Here is a 24,678-nt window from a genome sequence, read left to right on the forward strand (position 1 = left end):
AAAATCGTTTCTGTTTCAACCGGGTCTAAAGATATAAGATAGAATCTGTAATTCATAGCTTTAGGTAAAATAAATGGCCGGGGAAGGGTCCCGGCTTCAGGGTTTTGTCGTTCACCGGGTCAATTCAAAACTGTCTTTCAGCCGGATATCCCTGGATGAGGCGCCGATCATCAGGTCAAATTCCCCGGGCTCGGCTACCCATTGCAGTTGCTGGTTGTAAAAGGAAAGCTTCTCTTTATTGATGATGAACTGTATGGTCCTGCTTTCGCCGGGCCTTAATTTTATTTTACTGAAGTCTTTAAGTTCCTTAACAGGACGTACCACGGAACCAACCCGGTCCCTTAAATAAAGCTGTACAATTTCTTCCCCATCGTATTTGCCCGTATTGCGGATGGTTACAGAAACGGCTACCTGTTCATTTGCTTTCATTTTCTTTTTACTCAGCTGCAGGTTGCTGTATTGAAAGCGGGTGTAACTTAAACCAAAACCAAATTCATACTTCGGGAACAAAGACAGGTCATTATACGATGACCTGTAATTCCGGTCGCTGTCATCTTTTGCCGGGCGGCCGGTATTGAAATGGCTGTAATAAACCGGGATCTGTCCCACACTCAGTGGAAAACTGATGGGCAGTTTTGCAGAAGGATTATAGTCCCCAAACAATACATCCGCTATTGCATTGCCGGCTTCACTGCCCAGCCACCAGGTATACAAAATGGCGGGCGCATTATCTGCCGCATAATTAAATACCAGGGGCCGGCCGGCATTTATCAATACCACGACCGGTTTGCCGGTTGCCAGTAATTCCCTGAGCAGGTCTTCCTGCACGCCGGGTATATTGATATTGCTGCGGCTCTTGGCTTCGCCGCTCATATCTCTTCTTTCACCAATGCTGAGGATGACGACATCCGATCGTTTTGCCACATCCACCGCTTCGGCAAACCCGCTTTTATCATTGCCTTCCATATCGCATCCCCGGGCATAAAGCAGTGTTGTATTATTACCCACTTTGTTCTGCAGCCCCTCCCACTGCGATACTATAAAATTTGAATCCACGCCGGGCACTTCCACATCCCAGAAACCCTTATTTTGTTTTAGTTCTTTTACGAGCGGGCCGATGAATGCAATGGTCTTTGTATCTTTTGACAAGGGCAGCAGGTCATCCTGGTTCTTAAGCAGTACAATACTTTTGGCTGCTACCTCCCTGGCAATTTTTGCATGCGCCGGATCATTCAGTGCAGCCCGCTCCCGTTCGGCATTACAAAACCGGTATGGATCATCAAATAATCCCAGTTCAAATTTCTTTTGCAATATCCTTCTTACCGCATCATCGATCCATGCAACCGGCACCTTTTTATCTTTTACCAATTGCGCCAGGTTGTTCTTATAGCACCGGCTTTCCATATCCATATCGCAGCCGGCCGTGATAGCAGACAAAGCCGCTTCGTATTCATTCTTCACATTGCCGTGGTTTATCATTTCGCCAACAGAGCCCCAGTCACTCACCACAAATCCCCTGAAATCCCATTTGCCCTTCAGTATATCCCTTTGTAAATATCTATTCCCGGTGGCAGGCACCCCATTCAGGTCATTGAATGAATTCATGAATGTGGCAGCGCCGGCATCTACCGCTGCCTTGAAAGGCGGTAGATAAACTTCCCACAACATGCGGTCGCTCATGTCAACCGAATTATAATCCCGCCCGCCAATCGCTGCACCGTATGCTGCAAAGTGCTTGGCGCAGGCCATCAGCGAATTCACATCGCCCAAATTATTTCCCTGGAAACCCCTTTTACCCTTGCATAAGCGATCTTTGAGCCCAGGTACGGATCTTCGCCGGCACCTTCCATCACCCTCCCCCAGCGTGGGTCGCGGGCAATGTCCACCATGGGTGCAAAGGTCCAGTGGATGCCGGCAGCGCTTGCTTCGGTGGCTGCCGTTCTTGCAGATAAACGGATGGCATCCATATCCCAGCTGCATGCTTCGGCCAATGGAATGGGGAATGTTGTTTTATATCCGTGAATGACATCCTGGCCAAACAGCAGGGGAATTTTTAGACGTGACTGCATGGCGATGTTCTGCCAGGCCCTTGTTCGCTGTGTTCCCACACAATTCAGCAACGACCCGACCTGCCCGTTGCGTACCTGTTCCTTTTTTGTACTGTCTAATGTAACCGGCCCGGTGGCGGTCCAGTCGTCGTTGTATTGATTCAACTGGCCGATCTTTTCTTCCAGGTCATCAACTTCAACACAGAATCCACCCGCCGTTCAATTGCTTTTTGAGCCCCCCAAAACAAAAATGTTAACTTACCCCGCCCCCCCGGCCCCGGGGGTTCGGCTGGTGTGTTCGGTTGGGACATTAATGAGAGCCGGGCGGGGGATCCGGCAAGGAGTGCAAGTAATATGCTGATCGTATTCATGTCATTGTTAGATCACCGGGTTATCAGATCCGTCAATATTCTTATTTTATCCAGCTGACCATGCCGGTTCTCACATCCGCGGAATTTCCTCCGATCATTATGGCAAATTCGCCGGCCTCCCAATCAAATTTCAGATCTGAATTATAAAATTTCAGGTCACTGGTCGTGATGCTGAAAGAAACGGTCCTGCTTTCCCCTGCCTTCAAAGATATCTTCTGAAAACCTTTCAATTCCTTTACCGGCCTGGTGATGCTGCCCACCATATCCCGTATGTAAAGCTGTACCGTTTCTTTACCATCTGCCTTACCGGTATTGGTAACCGTAACTGTGGCTGTCAGCTGTTGATTGCCTTTCAGTGAAGTGCTGCTGAGTTTAATATCGCTGTAACCAAAAGAAGTGTAGCTCAATCCAAACCCAAAGGGGTATAACGGATCATTGGATACATCTAAATAATTGGAACGGAATTTTTCAAACCACTTGCCTTTTGCCAGCGGGCGGCCGGTATTTTTATGGGCATAGAAAATTGGTACCTGCCCAATATTCTGCGGGAATGAAGTGGTGAGTTTGCCCGAAGGGTTCACATCGCCAAACAACACATCGGCAATGGCATTGCCAGCTTCGCTTCCGCCAAACCATACATTCAAAATGGCCGGAACATTCTTTTGCTCCCAGGAAAGTGCCAATGGCCTGCCGGTGAATAATACCAGCACGACCGGCTTACCGGTCTTCAACAATGCAGCCAGCAGGTCTTTTTGAACCTGTGGGATTTCAATGTTTGTACGACTGGAACTTTCGCCACTCATTTCGGAAGCTTCGCCCAGGGTGGCAACGATCACATCCGACTGGCTGGCCACCTGCAGCGCTTCGTTTAATAATTCTGCCGGGGTACGGTCATCTTTTTTCAGCTCCCTGCCAAACATGGTCCCCCGCTTTTCCAGTTCAGGGTCTGCTTCAAAGGGCGAACCCTTTGCATAAAGTATTTTGGCATTGCCCCCAACTGCTTTCTCCAATCCCTCTTTCACGGCAATGGCTTTTGAGAGGTCAGTAGCCACACTCCAGGTACCGGGCATATTCTCTTTCGTATCTGCCAGGGGCCCGATCAGTGCAATGGTACCTGATCTTTTCAAAGGCAGTATATCGTTTTGATTTTTCAGCAGCACAAAACTTTCCGCAGCCACTTCCCTTGCCTTTTTAATATTTGCAGCCGTATAAATATCTGTTTTGCTTCTTTGAACATTGCAATACCGGTACGGGTCATCAAACAAACCGAGTTTATATTTTGCTTCCAGTATCAGCCGGCAGGCATCGTCAATTTCCTTTTGGGTGACCTTTCCTTCCTGCAATGACTTTTTCAACGTAAGTAAAAAACCTTCTCCCACCATATCCATATGGATCCCCGCCTTCAATGCAAGCGCTGAAACCTGCTGCAGGTTGCCCATGCCATGATCGATCATTTCATTGATACCGGTATAGTCTGTTACCACGAACCCTTTAAAGCCCCATTGTTTACGCAGCACATCCGTCATCAAAAACCTATTGCCTGTTGCAGGAATACCATCCACTTCATTAAAGGAAGCCATCACGCTTCCGGCGCCTGCATCAACAGCCGCTTTGTAGGGTGGCAAATATTCATTGAACATCCGCAGGCGGCTCATGTCGGTCGTATTATAATCCCTTCCGGCTTCTGCTGCTCCGTACATGGCATAGTGTTTTACACAGGCCATGATGGTATTTTCTTTTTTCAGGTCATTGCCCTGGTAACCTCTTACCATGGCCTTAGCCACTTCCGAACCCAGGTAAGCGTCTTCCCCGCTTCCTTCCGAGATCCTTCCCCAACGGGGGTCACGGGATATGTCAACCATGGGACTGAATGTCCAGCAGATGCCATCGGCGCTTGCTTCGGCAGCAGCGATCCTTGCTGTTTGTTCGATCACCTGCATATTCCAGGTGCAGGAAAGTCCAAGTGGTATAGGGAAGGTGGTCTGGTAACCATGTATCACATCCATTCCAAAAAGCATCGGTATTTTCAATCGGGTCTCTTCCACCGCCACCCGTTGCACATCCCGTATCTTTTCCACTCCTTTGATGTTGAACAGTCCGCCTACTTTCCCTTCCTTTATTTTTTTTGCTATATCCGAATTGGACGCCTGGCCGGTGACAATATCCCCTGAACCAGGCAGGTTGAGCTGCCCGATCTTTTCATCCAGGGTCATCTTCTTCATCAGTGCATCGATGAAGGTCTTCATCCGGTAGCTATCGGACCGGGGGTCTTGTGTGCTTTGGGCCGACACATTCCATGCTGCTGTCATTAAGATCACGATGCTCAATCGTTGTACTGCTTTCATACCTGTGCTTTATTATTTGAGTAAATGAGGTTCGATCAGTTGCTGCCAGATGGCATAGCCTTTCGCATTCATGTGCAGGTTATCCCCCAGGAAAATATCCGTCATGGGAGTGCCGTCTTCCTTCAGCATGGCGTGGTATACATCTATGAATGCCGTCCGTCTTTTTTTCGCCAGGAATTCCTTTATCATCACATTGGCTGCGTCAAATTTTTCCATAAGGTGTTTTCTTGACGGGCTGGGTTTCATGGAAACATACGCAATGGGCACTTTCCTGTACCTGTCGCGTATTATTTTAAACAGGTCAATAAAACGCTGCGCCAGTTGAGCCGGGTTCAGACTGTCGTTGGCAGCAAAGTCATTCTCCCCACAGTAAATGAGTACCTGTTTTGGTTTGTACGGAAGGATGATATCATTTGCATACCGGGTCACATCCAGCAGCGTAGAACCACCGAAGCCACGGTTTATGATAACATGACCGGGAAAATGATCCTGCACATCTTTCCACATCCTGAAAGAGGAACTGCCCACAAACAGGACCGCATTTGGGGGAGGAAATGAGACCGAATCCTGTTTTTTGAATTCCGCGATCTCCCCGGCAAAGGGCTGGGCATCTAAAAACAATGCCGCAAACAAAAAAAGGCATACAAAAAATATCTTTCTTCTCACTGTCATTTACTCCACTTTTATCGTTTTATATTTTCCGGAGACCCCGTTCCCGTTAATGGCCTCGATGCTGAAATAATAGGTCTTCTGACTATCCATCGTTTTGAGCCAATATTCATTGAAGTCGTAGATCATGATGCAGCTGTACAGTTTATCCGGGGCTGTTCCATAGTAAAGGTTATAGGCGAAGGCATTGTCAACGGGCTGCCATTTGATGTAGGCGCTGCGTTTGTCTTTTTCTGTTCTTAATACGATGAGATTACCGACGGCACCGGGTTTTGCGCCATTCCCGTTTCCAAATACCCGCAACCCGCTGATGGCAAATTTTCCGGTGGGCATGTGAATGTTCTCCAGCCTGATATATCTTGCCTGCACCGGTGCAGCCAGCTCCACATAATCATGCGGCACATCTGTTTTGTTATTGCTTTTATCGATGAGTACATCCCATTTCCTTCCATCCAAAGAAGAATATACTTTGTACTGGTGATAGGTGGTTGTTTGCTTGCCTAAGAATTCCACATCCTGGTCGGCATAATTTATTTGTACCGCATTCACGGTGGAGATAGCTCCCAGGTCAGTTTGTATCCACTCCCCTTTGCCGGCTGTGGCTGCACTCCAGTACGTTTTTATGCTTTCGTCCACCGCGTTGTTGGCAAAATAGCTGCCCAGTGTGGACGAAACAGTGACCGGCTTCTTATAATTCAGTAAATACCACCCGGCAAATGCGCCGTGTTCTTTACCGGCAACGCCCGGCAGGTAATGCGGGTAATCCCCAAACACGGTGTTGCACCACATCACATCATCCCTGTCGAAGCCGGCAGGCCAGATCCCCATTCTCCGCTCCCAGGTATTCTTTACGCAGATGATACTGGTGGATGTATGCCAGTAATTACCAGTATTATCCTGGAAGGTGGCGCCATGCCCGGCCCCTCTTGAAAAACCGCCGGCTTTAAAGCTCAAGGGGTCTGATTGAGGCGTGACGGGTATACCATCGAACAAGGGTTTGGTTCCCACCACCACACCGTCTGCATAGCCGCTCATTTCCGTTCCCGGCGCTCCGTATTGAAAATAATATTTACCATTATGCTTGGTCATCCACGCACCTTCAATGAACGGGTCAAGGAACGTATTGTCCATGTTCTCGCCAAACCTTTGCCAGCCATAGCGCCAGCTTTGCAGCAGGTACATGGGCGTTCTTGTGCCAATGGGCTTAAATGTTTTCCTGTTCAGTTCCACTCCATATACCGGGTAATTATTACTGCTTCCGTTATACATGTACAACCGGCCGTCGTCATCGGTAAAAAAAGCAGGGTCCCAGCCACCGATCTCAAAAGAATCAACCAGGGGTTTCCAATCGTTTGCTTTGGGATCGGTACTCATCCACAACGTAAACTTACTGGTATAGGTGGACCCAAATACCAGCATCGTATCGCCAATGATACCAACCGCCGGTGCACATAATTCATCCCTTGTATCATTCCATGGACGTAAAAACTTACGGGAAACGAAATTCCACTTACTCATGTCATTGCTCCACCAGTAACCCCACTGGTTGGTACTGAACAGGTAAAAATCGCCCTTATAGTTTACGATAACGGGATCGGCAGTGGCCCGGTGCCTGCCCCATTCAACGAAACTGGGAAAAGGGGTGTACCCATAATCCACATTGATGGGGTTGCAATATGTTTTTTGCTGTGCGCCCAGGTCCATACTGAACAAGAGACAGCATAAGAGGATGTACTTCATTTTCATTTATCGATCATTATGGTTGCCAATATGGGGAAATGGTCCGACGGGTATTTCATATCGTACGAATCGGTGATCGTGGCAAATTTTGAGACGCTTACCCGCTTATCATCCGAAACAAAAATATAATCAATGCAGCCATCGGGCTTTTCATTGAATTTAAATCCATTCCATGTATCCGCCGCTCCATAAACCAGTCTGCTGATGCTGCGGCTGTTCCGCATATTCGCCATCATGTATTGCGCCGGTTCATCACCGGGCCTTGAATTGAAATCGCCGGATACGATCACCGGGTAGTGCTGCGTATTGAGCTCACGGATCTTTTTAATGATGAGTTTAGCAGATTCCAGCCGGGCCACTTTACCCATATGGTCGAAATGTGTATTGAGCACCCAGATCAATTGCTTTGTCTTATTGTTCTTAAATAATCCATAGCTACAGACCCTGTTCAATGCAGCGTCCCATCCTTTGGAGGGAATATCCGGGGTTGGCGACAGCCAGAAGGTGGATTGCTGCACAACCGTGTATTTATCTTTTTTATAAAAGATGCAGGAGTATTCTCCCGCCTCCCTGCCATCATCCCTGCCCACGCCGAGATAATCATACCCGTTTAGATTATCCTTTAAATAAGTTAACTGGTGATGCAATACTTCCTGGGCCCCGATAAAATCCGCTTCGTAATAATTCATCAGTCCGGCCACTTTATCCTTTCTTTTCTCCCACCAGTTCTCGCCATCGCTTTTTACATCCAGCCGGATGTTAAAGCTCATCACTTTTACTTCTGTTTGTGCATTGGCAAACAGGGCGATCAGCATGCATGCCGTTAAGATCCGTAACTGCTTCATATTTATTTTAAATAAGGGCTTTCAAAACCTAATTTCTTTAATCCTGTTCTTATTTCCGGGCAACTCATGAATAATTTCCATAGCAAACCGCTGCGGTAATTCTCCATCATCACCACGATGGGCCCCTGGTCGATGGCTAAATAATGCGGCACGTACCAGTTGTGTTGTTCACTGAAGGCATCATAAAAACCATAAGGCCCCCACAATTTATCCTTCATATCATTATACCAGTGCTTCATGGCTGCCATGGACTGATCCGGGGTATAGGGAAAAGATGATAATGCAGCAGTAGGAGAAATTACGCCAATGTCTCTTTTTGTAGTGGGCGCATGACCGTCGTAGCCCTTCACCGAATAGCTGGAAGTAAGTCCCCAGTTGTTGGGACCGTATCCCTTGAACTTATTTGGATTGTCAACACACCACTGGAAATTGATGAGCGCCTGGTTCTTATTTTCTTCCCAGTAATCTGCATACTTATCTTTCAGGCCCCTGGGGTCCAAACCAAGGTAAGAGTAATGCGCCCAGAATAATGGCCCTCCATTCCAGGCATCGCCCTGGTGTTTCATCTGCAATTTGTATTTATAGTTGGCAGCAATGCCATCAGGTTTATTCACCTCTTTTATCTTTCCATTGTCTGCCCAGCCCTCGTGGTATACTTCGGCAGGCACGCCATGTGTGGGAGAAGAGGCAGCAAGCACATACATGATCAGGCATTCATTATACCCACGAACGGCAAAATTCATCTCCCATCCATACGTTGGGCTCCAGTGCCAGTACAATACATTCTTCCCGTTGCGGTACCAGTCGAATTCCACTTCCCTCCATAATTTATCGGCCCGGGCTGCCAATGCTTTTTCTTCTGCACTGCCATTTTGAAAATATTGACGTACACAAAGAAGGCCCTGCACCATAAAAGATGTTTCCACCAGGTCGCCGCCATTGTCTTTTCTTCCGAAAGGAACTACTTTACCCGTCTCTCCATTCCACCAATGCGGCCATGCGCCATGAAAACGGTCAGCTGTTTCTAAAAATCGTACGATCTTTTCCAGGTGTTTTCTTCCTTCTTCCCTGGCAACAAAACCTCTTTCTATTCCAACCAATATGGCCATTACCCCAAAGCCGGCGCCGCCGCTTGTAACCACGTTCTTATCGTTGTATGGATACTTATCATCTGCATGAAAACGTTCTCTTCCTAAACCGCTCACCGGTTCTGCTCCGTCCCAGAAATACCGGAAGGTTTGCTGCTGCACCAGCCGGAACAAAGCGGTATCTGCCGGTACAAGCGCTGTATTTTTTTGTGCGGTCACTTTTTCCCCGGAATTGCAGGCGCAAACCAGCAGTATCACAAATAAGAAAACAGGGAATCGTTTAGTCATGGCTTGCGGACATTTATAAATAAGGCGCTGTAAATCCTAATACATTCTTCATCCCGTTCTTCACTTCGGGGCAACTGGTCAATAAATTCCATACCAGCCCGCTGCGGTAGTTTTCGATCATCACAATTATTGGCCCCTGGTCAATGGCCAGGAATGAATCGGCATACCAGAGGTCCTTTAAAGAGAAGGCATCCACAAATCCATACTGCTTCCATATCTTATCCCCCAGTTTGTAATAAAAGAACCGCAACGCATTCATGCTTTCCGTTGGCGTGTATGGAAAAGAGGAAAGCGCGGCTGTTGGCGAGATCACTCCAATATCATTGTTCGGCTCATTGGCATTGTACCCTCCGGGCACATCACTGGCTGTCAATCCCCAGCAAAGATTGCTGTATCCAAAATAACTTCTTGGGTTTGCCTTGCAATACTCGTAATTGATCTTTGTATGATTGGTGACCTGCGACTGGTAATTGGCATATACATCATTCAAGCCATTTGGGTTAATACCCAGGAATGAATAATGTGCCCAGAAAAGCGGGCCCCCGTTCGCCGGTCCGAGTGGCAATGGATAACCATAGTATGTGTTACCGTTCTGCATAGCCCCGTTCCTTGCAAAACCTTCTTTATATACTACCTGCGGAATGCTGAACGTGGTGGATGAAGCAGCAAGGATGTAGGTAACCAGGCATTCATTCCATCCTTCGATCTTATGATTCATCTGCCAGGCATAGTTGGGGCTCCAGTGCCAGTACAGAACATTTTGTGATCCCTGCCTGAACCAGTTCCATTCCACGGCATTCCATAAAAGGTTTATATCCGAACGCAGGGCAGTCTCCCCTGCATCAACCCCACTGAAATATTGCCGGGCAGTTAATAATCCGGCCATTAAATAAGATGTCTCCACCAGGTCGGCCCCGTCGTCCTTTGTGCTGAAGGGAATAACAACTCCCGTACTTCCATTGAGCCAATGTGGAAAAGCACCGTGAAATCTCTGGGCGGTATTTTTCAGGAAACCTACAATGGTCTGCATCCTTGCTAAACCCTGCGCCCTGCTGATGAAGTTCCGGTTGATGGCAACCGGGATGGACATAATGCCGAAACCAGAACCGCCCGATGTTACCGTTTCGGGGCCCGCATTGCTGCGCTCTCTTGCCAGGCCGCTTACCGGGTGGCCATAATCCCAGAAATATTTAAAGGTTTGCTGCTGCACCAGGTCAAGCAATGCATTGTCGCTGATGAGCGGGAATTTATCTGTTGAATCGATCTGGGTAATGAATGTAATGGTTGTATTGGATGACAGGGCACCACCTTTCACTGACTTCAATGCAGTAGTAGCGTCAATGGTATAACGGGTCAATGCCTTTAATACAGCGCCCGGATTGATCACCACCGTGCTGTCGCTGTTCTCATAGGCATACCCGGTTCCTATTACGGCTCCGTTCTCTTTAATGGATATGGCTGAAGCAACCGTTGCACGGTCAACCGCATTGTTAAAAGAAAGGCGGACGACCGGGCTGAGTTTTATATTATAATTGGTGACCGCGGTCAAGGCAGTGCTGTTGTCGATCTTCGCAGCAACCAATGCAATGGGCACGGGTGGTAATGGAGTTGGTGTGGTACCACCGCCGCTGTCTCCTTTACTGCACCCCAGTAAAAAGAATACCGATGCTGTTACTGCTGTTGCTGTTCTTATCATCAGATCATAACCTTTTAAAAAATGAGTGTTGAAATAGAATGAGGCAGCGCCATGCAATCCGCAGCCTTTCCGTTTATCCATAAATTGAATGGCGTTTTGATGCTGCCCTGGTTCATTACGATCACAACCACTTTACCATCGGGATTTAAAAAAGCGGTGGTCAGCAACTGGCTCCGGCTGCTGCTGCTGATGATCCTTTTGGCACCCGGCTTAATGAATTTCGAAAAATGCCCGATATAATAATAAGCATTGGTATAAATAAGCTGGCCGGTCCTTGTATCACCATGCACAGGAGCGAAACAGAAGTTCTGCACGTGATTGGGGCCGCCTTTTTCATCCAGCAAAATATTCCAGTCGGTGAAGCCTACCATGCCATTATTGAAATCATTGATCATGCTGCGGCCATACTCTTCGCCCAATACCCAGGCATTGTACCTTGTTGAATCAAAACTTTCCGCACAACCTTCGGTGAAGAAGATATTCTTATCCGGGTATGATTCATACACCCTTCTCAGGTTGTCATACATGGGCGTGCCCCCGCTCCAGTCTTCGTACCAGTGAAAACCGATACCCCAGATATATTTAGCGGCTTCGGGATCATTGAAATAGGTTTGCGCCCGCTGGTAGACCAGGTCCCGGTTATGATCCCATACAATGATCTTTTTATCTTTCAGCCCTTCTTTCTCCATGGTGGGGCCTAAATGTTTTTTCAGGAAATCCCTTTCTTCTTCCCCGGTGTAGATACAGCTCTCCCAGCGTTGCTTTGCCATGGGTTCATTCTGGATGCTGATGCCCCATAACGGCGCTCCTTCTTTTTCATACTCCTTGATGAACTTTGTGTAATACATGGCCCAGCTGTTGTAGTATTCTGCTTTGAGTTTGCCGCCATGCAGCATGTCGTTGTTATCCTTCATCCAGGCCGGCGGGCTCCAGGGACTGGCAAAAAGATTCAGTTTATTACCGGAAGCCTTCATCGCTTCCTTTATAAAAGGCAGCTTGAACTTTTTATCATGTTCAATACTGAACGATTTTAATTCCGTATCCCCGTCCTGCACATAGGTGTACATATCGCTGCTGAAATCGCAACTGTTGATGTTGGTCCTTGCCACGGTATAACCGATCCCTTTCCCGGCATCAAAATAAGCCGTTAATAATTCCTGCTGCTTTTCTTTGGGCAGTTTATAAAAAGTTTCGGCCGAAGCATCTGTTAAGGCAGCGCCAATGCCAAAATAGGCCTGGAAGGTTTTTGAGGGATCCACAAAAATGCTGACCTCGTTCTCAAAGGGCTGGCCTTTTTCTTTAAATTCCAGTATGCCGGTCTCAGACAGCCGGTAGTTACTGCTGTCGGCAGTTGTATAAACGGTAATTTTTTTCCCTTCCGTGGAAAATGGGACTGCTGTATCTTTCTTCTCCCTGTTCCCAGAACAGGAGAATAAAATGACTGCAGCCAGGATGAGATTTATTTTCTTCATACGTTGATTTTTACCATGTATAGGTGGCCGCAGCACCTGCAGCCAGGGACGTGAAAACATATTTTCCTTTATAACTGATATTGAAACCCTGGGCGGATGAACTTTCATTCAGTACGATCAGTACTTTTTTTCCAGAAGGCGTTCTGAAAGCAACATTAGGCAGGTTAACGGATAACCCGCTGGCTATACGTACCGAACCAGCCGGAACAAATTTGCTTGCCTGTGCAATGATATAATAGCCCACATTTCTTACCACCAGCGTGCCGTTGATGGTCAAAGCTCCTTTACATTCTGTACATCCACCCGGGGTATGGGGCCCGTAGGTGGCATCGCTGGCCAGGTTCCATTCCAGGGCCACTTTACTCCAGTTGCGCATGGAGCCAATGACCACATTTTTTACATGCCACTTAAAATCGCCTTCAAAGGTTCCGTTGGCGCCTGTCCATTGTTCGGTGAAATAAAGGTTCTTGTCGGGATGTGCAGTTTTAACGGTTGACAAAGCGCTGATGTCTCCCGCATACAAATGAAAAGCAGAACCATCAATATATTGCTTTGCCGCCGCATCGTTTAAAATGGAAATGGGGTAGTTCGGGTTATCGCAGTTATGGTCCCAGATAATGATCTTTGCGGCAATGCCTGCAGACTGGAATTCCGGCCCCAGGTTATTCTTCACAAACTCTGCCTGTTGGGTGGATGACATGACCATACTGGGATTGTTGCCTCCATGCTGAGGTTCATTCTGTATGGTGACTGCATCGATCCGTATCCCTTTTGCCTGCATGGCCTGTATATACTTCACAAAATATTTTGCATAAACACCGTAATACTGTGGCAACAGGCTGCCGCCTATGGAACTGCCATTGTCCTTCATCCACACCGGCGGGCTCCAGGGTGATCCCATGATCTTAATACCAGGATTTATCGTCAGTATCTGTTTCAGTACAGGAATAAGATCAACCGTATCAAGTGAAAGATTAAAATTGGCCAGGGTGGGGTCGGTTTGACCGGCGGGCATATCATCATAACTGAAAACGGATGCACTGAGATCGGATGCACCAATGCTGACCCGCAAATAGCTTATCCCGGCCGAATTGGTACCGGAACCAAACAGTTCATTCAATAATGCTGAACGGGAGTTGGCATCCATGTGATTGATGTGGTAGGCACTTCCACCGGTCAATGTATAACCAAACCCATCAATGGCCTGGTAAGAAGTTGCAGAATCCACATCAATGACCGGGAAACCAGCCGTTGGCTGAGCAACAAATGAAAGCGTTACTGCCTGCTTCTGCAACAGTACAGACTGGTCTGATTTTGTCAGCCACATATCCATATCGTTGGTGGGTGTTACAGGAACCGGGGCCGGGTTATTGCTGCCTCCCCCTTTAGAACAGTCTCCAAATACAAAAAGCAAGAATACAGGTATCAGCCACATACGGTTTTGTTGTTGCATATTGAACAATTATTTCTTCATTTTTAAGCGCTCATTGATGAGTTCCGCCACTTTCCTGCCGTACTCGGTACTCACCAGGCAGGAGTTATGGTAATGGATCCCCCCATAGAACCGGGCCCAGTTATTTTCAACCGCCGCCTGCCGGAAGGAAGTGAATGAACGGTTCTTTATTCCAAACTCCAGTTCGGAAGTATCTGTGTAATTGAAATGATCGCCGAACATATTGGTCAGCGCCTCTGCAGCCGAAGAAGATACGGTGCTGTGCCCGCAGGTATATTCCGGGAAGGGAGGTGTTTGCAGGTATGGCCGCCATTCATCGTCCATGTATTTATTGATGGCTGTTTCCGGACGTATCACATTGCTCCGGAATTTCTCATCCCAGCACTGAATGAATGCATCGAATATGGCAATGCCGGTTTTGGCATACGCACAAACGGTGGTTGAAAAGTCGGCGCCTGCTTTCTGTGCTGCGATGCCCACAATGTTCATCCAGTGGCCGGGTGGGGAGAATTTTTTAGTTACAAACTCCACATGCCCTTTCACATTCATCCGTGTACCCAGGTCATCCCAGAATTCGGCAATGTGTTTTTGTTCATCCGTTAAGCTGTCGCCTGCATTCTTAACTGCCATCACTTCTTTATAGAATTTACTTTCCTTATTCTTCATATCAAAAGCCGGTGGCCGGGGTGGCATGAACTGGCTGGCGCTGTCCATCACCATGGTCCGGATCTCCCTCCAGTGAGGCTCCAGGGCCTGTGCATAAGCCGGCGGGGTTGGCACCCACCTTCCCGCTTCATCTGTAACATTGTATTTTTCGGCAGTACGGGTTTGGGCATAATTATCTTTCTTGCTCCAGCGGAGGATATGAGCTGCAACAGAATCGGCCAGCAGCCTGCTTGACTTTTGCACCGCAGCCGGCATACCGGATCCTTCAGCCATGGAATCCAGCCTGCTTACATATTCCTTCATACTGCCCTCCGGAAATGTAACGGCCTGTCCCACTTTACAAAAAGCCAGCAGTGCGGCGTATTGGAAATTTACCCCAACCGTATCCTGGTGCGGAAGCGGGGGCAAATGTTTTATCTGCCCGGCCAGTGATTGAAAACGATCATCGCCCAATACAATTGTTTCATAAGCGGCTATGCAGGCATAGGCATAATTACGGCTGGCAATAATGGGTGGAAAATTATTCTGCATCACCACGTTGTTCAGTTCCTTGACGGTCCTGGAAAAAAGCAACGGGTCGTTGAAATCATTTTTATACTCCTTCTCCCTGCAGCCCGGCAGAAAGAAAAGTGCAGACAAAAATATGGCTGTGATATTCCGTTTCATACGATCAAGCTTTAATTCAGCAGAGCAATTTCCTGTTCGCTCTCAAAAAATCATTCTGCCGGTTTTAAAAAAACCAGTTCTTTATTATTTTGCGCAATCACCAATACCTGTTTTCCAGCGGCATACCTGATCCACTTTGCATCCCGCACTTCACCTTCCGCCATTTGTATATTACCCCTGGATTGAAAACCGTTTGCCGGTTTGCTGAATGAAAACACCGAAGGCAACAAGGCATCATACCTGCCTTCGTAAGGAACCACTCCGTAAAAATTTCCTGCAGCCAGGTAAGCGCCTTTATCATTTGCCGGTAACGGACAGAAAGAGAAGACAGGCGCCAGCTGTACTTCATCCGGCAGGTCTTTCTTCATGAAATTCCCCTTCCCGTCATTGATAAAACAACAGGAGCCCAGTGTTTCCGCCTTCAGTTCCAGGTAATCCTTGAACAGGTCGTAAAACATATAGTCCACGGTTTTACCGGCCACTTCACTGTACGTGAGGTATGCTTTCTTCAGCACCGGCAGCGGCCGTTCCAGTTCGTCCTTTGCCAGGAATGTATATTCCTTGTTATTGATGGTATACGCCATCACCTGCTCTACCGATCCATTGCCATCGAAATCCTTCACATATAATTTCAGCGGCCCGTTCTTGCCTGCATACAGTTTGCTGTTGTGCCCCCAGTTGCCGGCAAGTATGTCCATGAACCCGTCGCCGTTCACATCGGTCGTATACACCGTTTGCCACAAACCGGTAGAGGAAGGAATATCGGCAGCGGTGAATTTCCCGTTCCTGTTCATGAACAGCTTCACCGCCATCCATTCACCGGCAACAACCAGGTCATTCCACCCGTCGTTATTCAGATCGGCAAATGAAGAACCGGTCACGATGCCGATATTGTCAAGTTTAATGACCGATGCATCTGCCTGCCTGAAATTTCCTTTGCCATCATTCAGCAATACATAGGATGATTGCGGGATACCGAAACGTTTTGCATCTGCCAGGCCGCCCACAAACAGGTCCATATCCCCGTCTTTGTCAATATCCGAAGCGCTCACGCATGATTTATTTTTGAGTATGACCGGTATGGCGGATGCTGCCGTTGCAAAATGCCCCTTCCCGTCATTGAGGTAAAGGTGATCGGCCAGGTCGGTATTGCCATCGTCCAGCTGGTTTCCGCCACTCACCACATACAGGTCCGGGTAGCCGTCATTATTGGCATCAAAGAACAGCGCATCCACTTCTTCGCATTGCTTTGCCCTGCTGAATAGGGAAGTATCGGAGGAAGTGAATTTACCGGCAGCAGTCTGTATCATCAACTGGCCTGGTTGTCCGGATGCACCACAAACGAAGAGATCATCCAGCCCGTCTTTGTTCACATCTGCCACGGCCAGTTTTGGTCCACGGGTGGATTGTTTGTGTGGGGTGAGGTATTGTTTATTGAAATCAAGAAAATCATTTTCCCGGTGCACCCAGCTGCATGCAACCTGGCTGCTCATATCGTCAAACAGTTGCTTTGATGGCGGGAAGAATTTATTGTGATCGAACTGCCCGCCCGCTTCGGCCTGGTTCACGGTTATCCTGCCTGCTACAGGAACCGTTTTCATTATCTGGAATTTCTGGTTGGGCCATACAATGAGTATGCTGTCTATATTCCGCAGGCTGTCCAGTCCAAAATGCAGTTTGGCATCGCAGGAAGACTGGAAGCCCCGGGTGGTCATCAATTGCTGGTATTGCATCCTGCCCCCGGTAAATACCCAGGCCTTTGCTCCTATACCGTTCCTGTTCTTATCGTTCCCGTTGAATACAATATCCAGTGTATTTTTCTTAGGCAATTTATTTTTCAGAATCACGGATGCTGCATTCAGGCAGTTGATGACAACATCCAGGTTCCCGTCATTATCAAGATCGGCATAGGAAGCGCCGTTGAAGTAACCCTTCATTCCGGCGGTACCCCAGCTTTCGCTCATATCCGTGAAATTCATCTTTCCATCGCCCTTATAAAAATAGGGATGCGAACTTCCATCCGGCATGTTCTCAATGGCCTGGTTGTCGAACTCATTGGTCTTGTCAATATCCATTTTCATCACCAGGTCTGATACGAAGCGTACATAATCCAGGTCTACCGGCCTTTTTACGATGCCGCTGGAAATAAAAAGGTCTTTATTCCCGTCGTTATCAAAATCGGCAAACAGCGGCGCCCAGCTCCAGTCGGTGGCGGCCACGCCGCTTTGCAATGCCGTCTCGCTGAAACTGGTTCCGTTGCCATTATTCCGCTGCAGGGCATTTTTCGAATACTGGTTCTGGTACCCATGCCCCATCAGTTTATATTTGTAGGTATCGGGGTTCTCATCGCTGCCGTATGTCTTCAAAACTTTCTCGTCGGGTGGCAGCATGTCAACGGTCACAATATCAAGTTGCCCGTCGTTGTTATAGTCCGCTGCATCATTCCCCATGCTGAAGCGGCTGTAATGCCTGAAACGGGCAGCGCCCGATTCGGTAAATGTTCCGTTGCCGTTATTGATGTAGTAATAATCGTTCTCATGAAAATCATTCCCCACATAAATATCATCCCAGCCATCGTTATTGAAATCGCCGGTGGCAATGCCGAGGCCATAACCCAGGTTACTTTGAAAGATGCCTGCCTGCGCAGATACATCGGTGAACTTCCCGGTTGAGTCCAGGTCATTGCGGTAAAGCCGGTCGCCGGAGAAAGCATCCGGCTTGCGGCGGTTGCTGGTATCGCGGATGTTTGAATTGGGTTTTTGAGAATGGTTGAGCAGGTAACAATCCAGGTCGCCGTCATGATCGTAATCAAAGAAAGCGGCCTGCGTGCCAAAGCCGGAGAAGTTCAGTCCGTATTTTTCGGAGCTCTCTGTAAAGCTGTTGTTCTTATTATTGATAAAAAGTTCGTTGTGGCCGTTCAGTCCGTGATGCTGGCTGCTGGCCATGACATAAATATCCAGGAAGCCATCCCCGTTCACATCGGCCATGGTTACACCGGAACACCAGTCGGCAGAGCCGGCTACGCCTGCCTGTGCAGTAATGTCTTCAAAAATAAAATTCCCTTTGTTGAGGTAAAGCTTATTGTTGCCTTTGCTGTTTGCGGTAAAATAAATATCCGGAAGGCCGTCATTATTTATGTCGCCGGTGGCAACGCCCCCGCCATTGTAATAATACAGGTAGTAAAGGATATTGAACATATCCTTATTCTCCAGTTTATTTACGAACCCGATATTGGTTTCAGACGCAGAAAGACTTTCGAACATGGTCTCTTTTTTCTTCGTACAGGAAGAAAAAAGTGCAGCAGCAAAAACTGCCAGGACAAAACAAAGTGATATTGATCTTCTGACTTGCATTTGCGGATCCTTGTTTTAAGAAAAAAAGGGCCAAACAAGATTGTTCAGCCCTTTGTGATTGCGCATGAAGCTTGAATTATGAAACTACTATCTACTCCTTATTGTTTGTTTGCAAATAGTGCCTGTGCCTCCGTGGCTGATAACGCTTTGTTGTATAACCTGAACTGGTCTACTGCGCCTGTATAGGTCTTGATCCAGTCATCCGTAGGACCCTGGGCTCCCCCGTGCTTATTCCAGCCACCCAGTATCAGTTTTTTAGCAGAAGTAAGATCAACAGGGCCCCTTGGGCTGCCGCCATTCTTAACATCGGTTTGCGTTGCTGTCATACCGGTAACCGCCGCACCATCAAAATAATAGGTCATCTTTGATGTTGTCTGGTCATACGAATAAATGATGTGATGCCAGTTGCCATCGAACAGCGGCTTGCTGAATGTACCTTCCAGCCACTGGTCCATCAATCCCAGTTTCATGGTTGTCTGGGTTGGTGTTTGGTTCTCCACCAGCAGGAAGATGGCGCTGTGATGCCAGCCGTATTTATCATCTACCAGTGAGAATACAAATTCGGTACGTCCAACCGCTGCGTTGTTCTTCATCCATAATGCAATGCTGAAGCTGGTGGCTTTAGCAATATCGTTGGCTGAAGGAAAAACAATGGATTTGCCATCGGCCCCTTTCATCGCTTTTCCACTGATCCCGTCAACAGAGGTCATACTGTTGGAAGAAGGGAAATTGGCTTTGATGCTGTCCACTGCATTCCTGAGCTGATCGGCGCCGGTTCCGTCCATGGCAGCATAAAAACGCAACGGGCTGTTGGGAGGGTTCGAGTCCTGGATCAAATTGCCGAGTTCCGGCCGTTCCATCTTTTGACAACCGGCAGCAATCAACATCAGTGCAATTGCTGTCAGGTAACCTTGGATTTTCTTTTGCATGATTATTTATTTTTTAAAAAATTTAAGAATTATGGCCATTCAGGATTCTGTACCAGATTAGGATTTGCATTTAAAGCGGAACTGGGTATCGGGTAATACCGGTGCTTGTGCTGGTACCCGTTGCCCCCCAGTACGTTAACGGCATCACCATACCTGACCAGGTCAAAGAACCGTTCATACTCCATACCGAATTCCACCCTTCTCTCCTGCTTAATGACAGTTCTCATCTGTGCCTGGCTTACATACGCAATATTGCCCAGGCCTGCCCTGTTCCGGATCCTGTTAACCCAGGTAACCGCATCCGGGTTACCGGCGCCGGTTTCATTGGCAGCTTCTGCACCCAACAGCAGTATATCTGCCAAACGCAACACCCGGTGATTAACCCATGTGTTCTGTGCTTCGTTGTTTGGCGTACCCTGGCCGGCTGCCAGGTAATCGCTGTATTGGTTATAAACTTTTTTATTCCAGTAAAGCGCATTGGTAAGATTGGGGACCACCAGGCCGTATCCGCCTGTATTGGTTCCGCCGTCGGACTGGTTTGAATAAAGAATGGTAGCATCTTTCCGTACGTCACCGGCTTCATAAGCACCCACCAGGCTTGGTGAAGGTGTATTCCATCCCCAGCCAAGATCCCATGTGCCTGATCCCCTTACACCCTGGCATTGTCCAAGCCTGCTCCAGTAGGTATTACCATCACCGGCAGTTTTTGAAGCCTGGATCTCAAAGATCGATTCGCTGCATAATTCACCTTCTCTTTTAAATATTTTCCAGTAAGGAGTATATAACTGGTATGGGCCGTTATTGATGATATCACTGCAGATCGGCAGGGCTTCTGCATACCTGCGTTGTTGCATAAGCGCCTTTGCATGCAGGGCCTTGGCTGACCATGAAGTAAGCCTGCCTGAAAATTTAGGGCCCCATACCGTTGGCAGGTTCTGCTCTGCAAAGGTAAGGTCTGCATGAATCATGCTGTAGATGACCGCTGTGTCCGACTTTGCAACATTGCCATCTGTAGGCGTGTTTATCTTAAAGTCGATCTTTGGAACCGATCCGTAAGTCCTTACCAGGTCAAAATAAGCATAGGCCCTGAAGAACCTTGCTTCGGCAATATTGATGATGGATCCCGGGTCGGTATAATTACCCTTGATCGCTTCATCCAGGGCGTCGTTGCAAAGCCCGATGAATACAAAGTGCTTGTCCCAATACAACCCGGCACCCCAGTCATCCTTGGTGTACTGGAAGTTATCGTAGGTCTGGTGCCAGGCGGATGCGCCGGGGTCAGCTACCAGTTCCGCATCATCAGAGCGGAAACCATTCATGGCTACCCAGGGAATGTTCTCAAATCCATCGCCGCAATAGGGTTGTGCAGCGGAGTTACGGATGGCGCCATAAAGACCCAGGGCCTTACCTTCCAGGGCGCCTACATTAATGTCGTCCTGGGTTATGCTTAATGGCTGCCTGTCGAGGAATTTCTTACAACCCCCGAAAAGAGCGATAACCGAGAATGCGATCAGTAACCCGGCAATTTGTTTATTATATGCTTTCATTTTCAAAAAATTTATTTTTAAAAATTAAAAATTAACGTTTAATCCAAGGGTCATCACACGTGGAAGTGCGCTTCCTGCCCCGCCAAAATCCATACCATATCCAAGTGCATCTCCGGCATACTCGGGAGAATATCCAAGGTTGCGCTTCCAGGTCTTCAGGTTTTGAACAGTAAAGGTTACCCGCAGGTTTTTAATACCGGTTATTTTCGGAAGTTTGGCCAGTGTATAACCCAGGGTCAGGTTCCGTATCCTGAAAAAGCTTCCATCCTCAATACCATAGGTAGAAGGCGCCCGGTTAACCAGGTGGTTCTGGTTTACGATGGGAACCCAGTTTGAAGAACCTGCAGCAGTCCATCCTTCTGTATAATACTGCGGATAGTTATATACTGAGTTCTTTTGTTCGGAAGTACCCCATACCCGGTAGATCTCATTTCCATAGCTTCCGGCAAAATCAATACCCAGGTCAAATGCCTTGTATTTCAATGCCAGGTTGATACCATAGGTGAAGTCAGGTGTTGGATTCCCGATCAGGGTCCTGTCATTTTCATTGATCACGCCATCGCCGTTCAGGTCCTTGTATTTCAGGTCGCCTGGTTTAACACCCCCACCGTTTATTGTATTTACGGGAGAAGCAAGAATATCAGCATAAGACTGGTAGATGCCATCTGCCACCAGGCCATAGAAATACCCGATAGGATACCCTGTCTGGGCCTGGTTGGGTGTTTGTTCACTGGAAGAGATCCTTGACCTGGAAGGGTATTCAAGGTGTAATACCTTATTCTTAAAGGTGGTTAAATTACCTCCAATCACTAAATCCAGGTCCTTTATTAATTTCTGGGTCCAGCTGGCTGTAAATTCAAAACCATTATTTTGAATGGAACCATTATTTGTTAAGCTGGGTAATATTCCCGGAGGTTCAAGGAGAACGATCAGGTCTTTTGTTTTCTTATTATAATAAGCCGCTTCAAAGTGCAGCCTGTTGTTCAACAGATCGGCTTCTAAACCCACTTCTGTTGAATTAACTGTTTCCCAATGCAGGTTCGGATCAAAAAGATAATCCGGAACATAAACCGGTATCAGGTTGTCGCCAAACACGGCAGATGAAGTACTGGAGATACCCGGGTAGGCAGGATAAGCCTTACCCTGCGTGGTAAAGTTTCCTAACAAACCGGTAGAAGCTTTGAGCTTAAGATAATTTACAAACTTCACATTGCTCATGAATGATTCTCTTGATATCTCCCATGCAGCACCAACAGCCCAGAAGCTCTGGAATTTCTTGGAATATTCACGATTGATCTGGCTGGCACCGTCCCTGCGGAAACTTCCGGTAAGGAAATATTTGCCGCGGTAATTGTAAAGCAGCCTTGCCAGTCCGGATACCGTGGAGTATTCACTTTGATTGGTAGGGATGATACTCTTCAGATCGCCAAAACCGGTATTCAGGTACCAGAACCTTTTGTTGTTCGGTATCATATTCACACCCGGCGTCTTCTGGCTCACTGTTCCGCTTACCTGTTCGAAAGAGTTGTAATAGGTAGTGAAGCCCCCGGTAAGTGTGAGCGAGTGTTCGCTGAATCTCTTTTTGTATGTGGCAATATAGTCCTGCTGGAATGCCCGGGTGTTGATCAGGTCCTGCCGGACTGCTGTCAGGCTGTTCCGGTTGATCACCTGGTTTCCGCTGACCGTAGGATCATACAGGTCATACAGCGGGGTGTATTCCCGGTTGTTGCGCCAGCTCATATCGGCGTACCAGGTACTGCGGAAGTTAAGGTCCTTGGTGATGTTGATATCCACGTATACATTTCCCACCAGCCTGTACCGGTCATCAATTTTCTTGTCGTAGTTATTCTCGAGTGTGGCCAGCGGATTTGTTTCTGAATTCTGTATGATCGGCGTGGCTGAATAGAGGTTATAAAAACCTGAATCCACTCCGTACGGGTTCTTTGTATAGAACTGCTTGGTGGCGGATGGTACGATCGGCAATGACCTTCTTGCATTCTCCAGGGCACCGCTGTTGTAAGGAAGTTTTTCTTTTGATCCGATCAGACCGAATCCCAATTTCCACTTCCTGCTTACTTTGAATTCATCATTGATGTTCATGGTCATCCGGTCATAGCGTACATGCTTTACAAGCCCCTCGTCGTAGGTATAACCCAGACCAAAGTGGAACCTGTTCTTTTCGGTACTGGCATCCAGGCTCAGGTTGGTGGTACTGAATTTTGCAGCACGGGTAACGGCATCGATCCAGTCGGTATTACCGGGGAAGGCAGACATGCCCGGCCCGCCAACGTTATTTACAAAACTCAGTAACGAGGTTGCAGAGGGATCGTCAGCCACCCGGTTATTTGCTTCAAAGGTCAGCAGGTTACGGAACTCATCCCCATTGGCAAGTTTGATCTTGTCAACCAGTTTTTTGCTGCCGTACGTGGTGTTGAAGTTGATATTTATCTGGCCTGCTTTTGCTTTTTTGGTAGTTACCAGGATAGCGCCTGCAGCACCCTTGATCCCGAATATGGCAAGTGAAGAAGGGTCTTTCAACACTTCGATGCTTTCGATCTCACTGGGGTTTACAAAATCAATATTATCGTTAAAAATACCATCCACGATGTAAACAGGGCGGATAGAACCAATGCTGATCGTACCCCGTATCCGTACATCCGGTGTGGAGCCTGGCACGGCTGAATTCACGATGGAAAGACCGGCCACTTTATTTTGTAAGGAAGATATGGGGTTGCTGTTTGGCTGGGCTGCGATCTCATCGCCTTTTACTTTCGTGATGCTGCCGGTCAGGTCTCTCCTGCTGGCGGTACCATAACCGATCACCACCACTTCTTCCGATTTTTTAACCGATGGTACCAGGCGGATATCAATGACCGAACGGTTGTTGACCTTCACTTCCTGTGTTTCAAAACCGATGCTGCTTATAATGAGCGTGGCATCATTGTCAACCGTTAACGTATATACACCATTATTATCAGCAAAGGTGCCGGTACCGGTCCCTTTCTGTAATACCGATGCACCGGCAATGGCTTCCCCGTTCTCGCCGGTGATCCTGCCCGTTACTTTTATCTTATCATTCTCCTCTTCATTGGTAGAGAAAACCACCACCACATTATTCTCAAGCAGTTTGAACGTAAGGTTGCTGCCGGAAAATAATTTGCCCAGTGATTCTGTAACAGAAAGATTCTGTGCCGAAAAATCCGTCCGGGTCTTCAGCGCCTTTAGTTTTGAATTATACAGAAAACGATAATAACCATCGTCTTCTATCATCCTCAAAACCTTTCTGATCTCTGTTTGTTTCAGGTTCAGGTTAACCTTTTGACCCATGGCCGGGTATGCGTTAACCTGCAAAGTTGTAGCGAATAGGATAATAATGGCAAGCTTCATAACAAGCAGTGTTTTTAGAAGCGCCCCTGGCCCATTTTTTTGGCCCCGAAGTACACTTTTTTGCATAATTTTGGTTTTGTCGTTAAAAAATACAAGCAAGCCCTGCCCTGAATAT

The 24,678-nt window shown here is 47.6% G+C and carries 13 protein-coding genes and 1 pseudogene; all 14 read right to left on the reverse strand.

The genetic code is table 11. The features are described 5' to 3' along the window. Positions 1-111: 111 nt before the first annotated feature. The 14 genes and pseudogenes from IPJ02_05300 to IPJ02_05365 all read right to left on the reverse strand — a co-directional run bounded on the left by IPJ02_05300 (position 112) and on the right by IPJ02_05365 (position 24,563). Positions 112-2,359: pseudogene (locus tag IPJ02_05300) on the reverse strand (glycoside hydrolase family 3 C-terminal domain-containing protein). A 101-nt stretch (positions 2,360-2,460) separates the two neighbouring features. Further along, complete coding sequence (gene bglX / locus IPJ02_05305) at positions 2,461-4,764, reverse strand: beta-glucosidase BglX (GenBank protein ID MBK7374986.1); 2,304 nt, start codon at positions 4,762-4,764, stop codon at positions 2,461-2,463. A 12-nt stretch (positions 4,765-4,776) separates the two neighbouring features. Beyond that, entirely contained in the window at positions 4,777-5,436 is a 660-nt protein-coding gene (locus IPJ02_05310; GenBank protein MBK7374987.1) for a G-D-S-L family lipolytic protein, read from the reverse strand. Continuing rightward, positions 5,437-7,179, reverse strand: a complete 1,743-nt coding sequence (locus IPJ02_05315; GenBank protein ID MBK7374988.1) for a family 43 glycosylhydrolase — start codon at positions 7,177-7,179, stop codon at positions 5,437-5,439. Beyond that, positions 7,176-8,018: an endonuclease/exonuclease/phosphatase family protein gene (locus tag IPJ02_05320; GenBank protein MBK7374989.1), complete on the reverse strand. Its 843-nt coding sequence runs from the start codon at positions 8,016-8,018 to the stop codon at positions 7,176-7,178. The genes IPJ02_05315 and IPJ02_05320 overlap by 4 nt, the downstream gene beginning before the upstream one ends. Before the next feature lie 2 nt (positions 8,019-8,020). Beyond that, complete coding sequence (locus IPJ02_05325) at positions 8,021-9,394, reverse strand: beta-glucosidase (GenBank protein MBK7374990.1); 1,374 nt, start codon at positions 9,392-9,394, stop codon at positions 8,021-8,023. Between the two features lie 13 nt (positions 9,395-9,407). Continuing rightward, positions 9,408-11,090 (reverse strand): Ig-like domain-containing protein, encoded by a 1,683-nt coding sequence (locus tag IPJ02_05330; GenBank protein ID MBK7374991.1) that lies wholly within the window; start codon positions 11,088-11,090, stop codon positions 9,408-9,410. A gap of 14 nt (positions 11,091-11,104) precedes the next feature. After that, positions 11,105-12,562 carry a glycoside hydrolase family 30 protein gene (locus IPJ02_05335; protein MBK7374992.1) on the reverse strand — a complete coding sequence of 486 codons (1,458 nt, stop codon included), beginning with the start codon at positions 12,560-12,562 and terminating at the stop codon, positions 11,105-11,107. A gap of 10 nt (positions 12,563-12,572) precedes the next feature. Next, a complete protein-coding gene (locus IPJ02_05340) occupies positions 12,573-13,997 on the reverse strand; it encodes a glucosylceramidase (GenBank protein ID MBK7374993.1) in 1,425 nt (474 codons plus the stop codon). A 27-nt stretch (positions 13,998-14,024) separates the two neighbouring features. Next, positions 14,025-15,347, reverse strand: a complete 1,323-nt coding sequence (locus tag IPJ02_05345; GenBank protein ID MBK7374994.1) for a vanadium-dependent haloperoxidase — start codon at positions 15,345-15,347, stop codon at positions 14,025-14,027. Positions 15,348-15,397: 50 nt separating this feature from the next. Then, on the reverse strand, positions 15,398-18,700 hold the full coding sequence (locus IPJ02_05350; protein MBK7374995.1) for a VCBS repeat-containing protein: 3,303 nt from the start codon (positions 18,698-18,700) through the stop codon (positions 15,398-15,400). A gap of 98 nt (positions 18,701-18,798) precedes the next feature. After that, on the reverse strand, positions 18,799-19,629 hold the full coding sequence (locus tag IPJ02_05355; protein ID MBK7374996.1) for a LamG domain-containing protein: 831 nt from the start codon (positions 19,627-19,629) through the stop codon (positions 18,799-18,801). A 29-nt stretch (positions 19,630-19,658) separates the two neighbouring features. After that, on the reverse strand, positions 19,659-21,176 hold the full coding sequence (locus tag IPJ02_05360; protein MBK7374997.1) for a RagB/SusD family nutrient uptake outer membrane protein: 1,518 nt from the start codon (positions 21,174-21,176) through the stop codon (positions 19,659-19,661). A 24-nt stretch (positions 21,177-21,200) separates the two neighbouring features. Beyond that, on the reverse strand, positions 21,201-24,563 hold the full coding sequence (locus IPJ02_05365; GenBank protein ID MBK7374998.1) for a TonB-dependent receptor: 3,363 nt from the start codon (positions 24,561-24,563) through the stop codon (positions 21,201-21,203). Positions 24,564-24,678 lie beyond the last annotated feature (115 nt).

This window comes from Chitinophagaceae bacterium (assembly GCA_016710165.1).
Lineage (GTDB): Bacteria > Bacteroidota > Bacteroidia > Chitinophagales > Chitinophagaceae > Ferruginibacter.

Bases quoted from the DNA above. Each gene is read 5' to 3' on its own strand.
- bglX (MBK7374986.1), bottom strand. From the start codon at position 4,764: ATGAAAGCAGTACAACGATTGAGCATCGTGATCTTAATGACAGCAGCA.
- IPJ02_05310 (MBK7374987.1), bottom strand. From the start codon at position 5,436: ATGACAGTGAGAAGAAAGATATTTTTTGTATGCCTTTTTTTGTTTGCG.
- IPJ02_05315 (MBK7374988.1), bottom strand. From the start codon at position 7,179: ATGAAAATGAAGTACATCCTCTTATGCTGTCTCTTGTTCAGTATGGAC.
- IPJ02_05320 (MBK7374989.1), bottom strand. From the start codon at position 8,018: ATGAAGCAGTTACGGATCTTAACGGCATGCATGCTGATCGCCCTGTTT.
- IPJ02_05325 (MBK7374990.1), bottom strand. From the start codon at position 9,394: ATGACTAAACGATTCCCTGTTTTCTTATTTGTGATACTGCTGGTTTGC.
- IPJ02_05330 (MBK7374991.1), bottom strand. From the start codon at position 11,090: ATGATAAGAACAGCAACAGCAGTAACAGCATCGGTATTCTTTTTACTG.
- IPJ02_05335 (MBK7374992.1), bottom strand. From the start codon at position 12,562: ATGAAGAAAATAAATCTCATCCTGGCTGCAGTCATTTTATTCTCCTGT.
- IPJ02_05340 (MBK7374993.1), bottom strand. From the start codon at position 13,997: ATGTGGCTGATACCTGTATTCTTGCTTTTTGTATTTGGAGACTGTTCT.
- IPJ02_05345 (MBK7374994.1), bottom strand. From the start codon at position 15,347: ATGAAACGGAATATCACAGCCATATTTTTGTCTGCACTTTTCTTTCTG.
- IPJ02_05350 (MBK7374995.1), bottom strand. From the start codon at position 18,700: ATGCAAGTCAGAAGATCAATATCACTTTGTTTTGTCCTGGCAGTTTTT.
- IPJ02_05355 (MBK7374996.1), bottom strand. From the start codon at position 19,629: ATGCAAAAGAAAATCCAAGGTTACCTGACAGCAATTGCACTGATGTTG.
- IPJ02_05360 (MBK7374997.1), bottom strand. From the start codon at position 21,176: ATGAAAGCATATAATAAACAAATTGCCGGGTTACTGATCGCATTCTCG.
- IPJ02_05365 (MBK7374998.1), bottom strand. From the start codon at position 24,563: ATGAAGCTTGCCATTATTATCCTATTCGCTACAACTTTGCAGGTTAAC.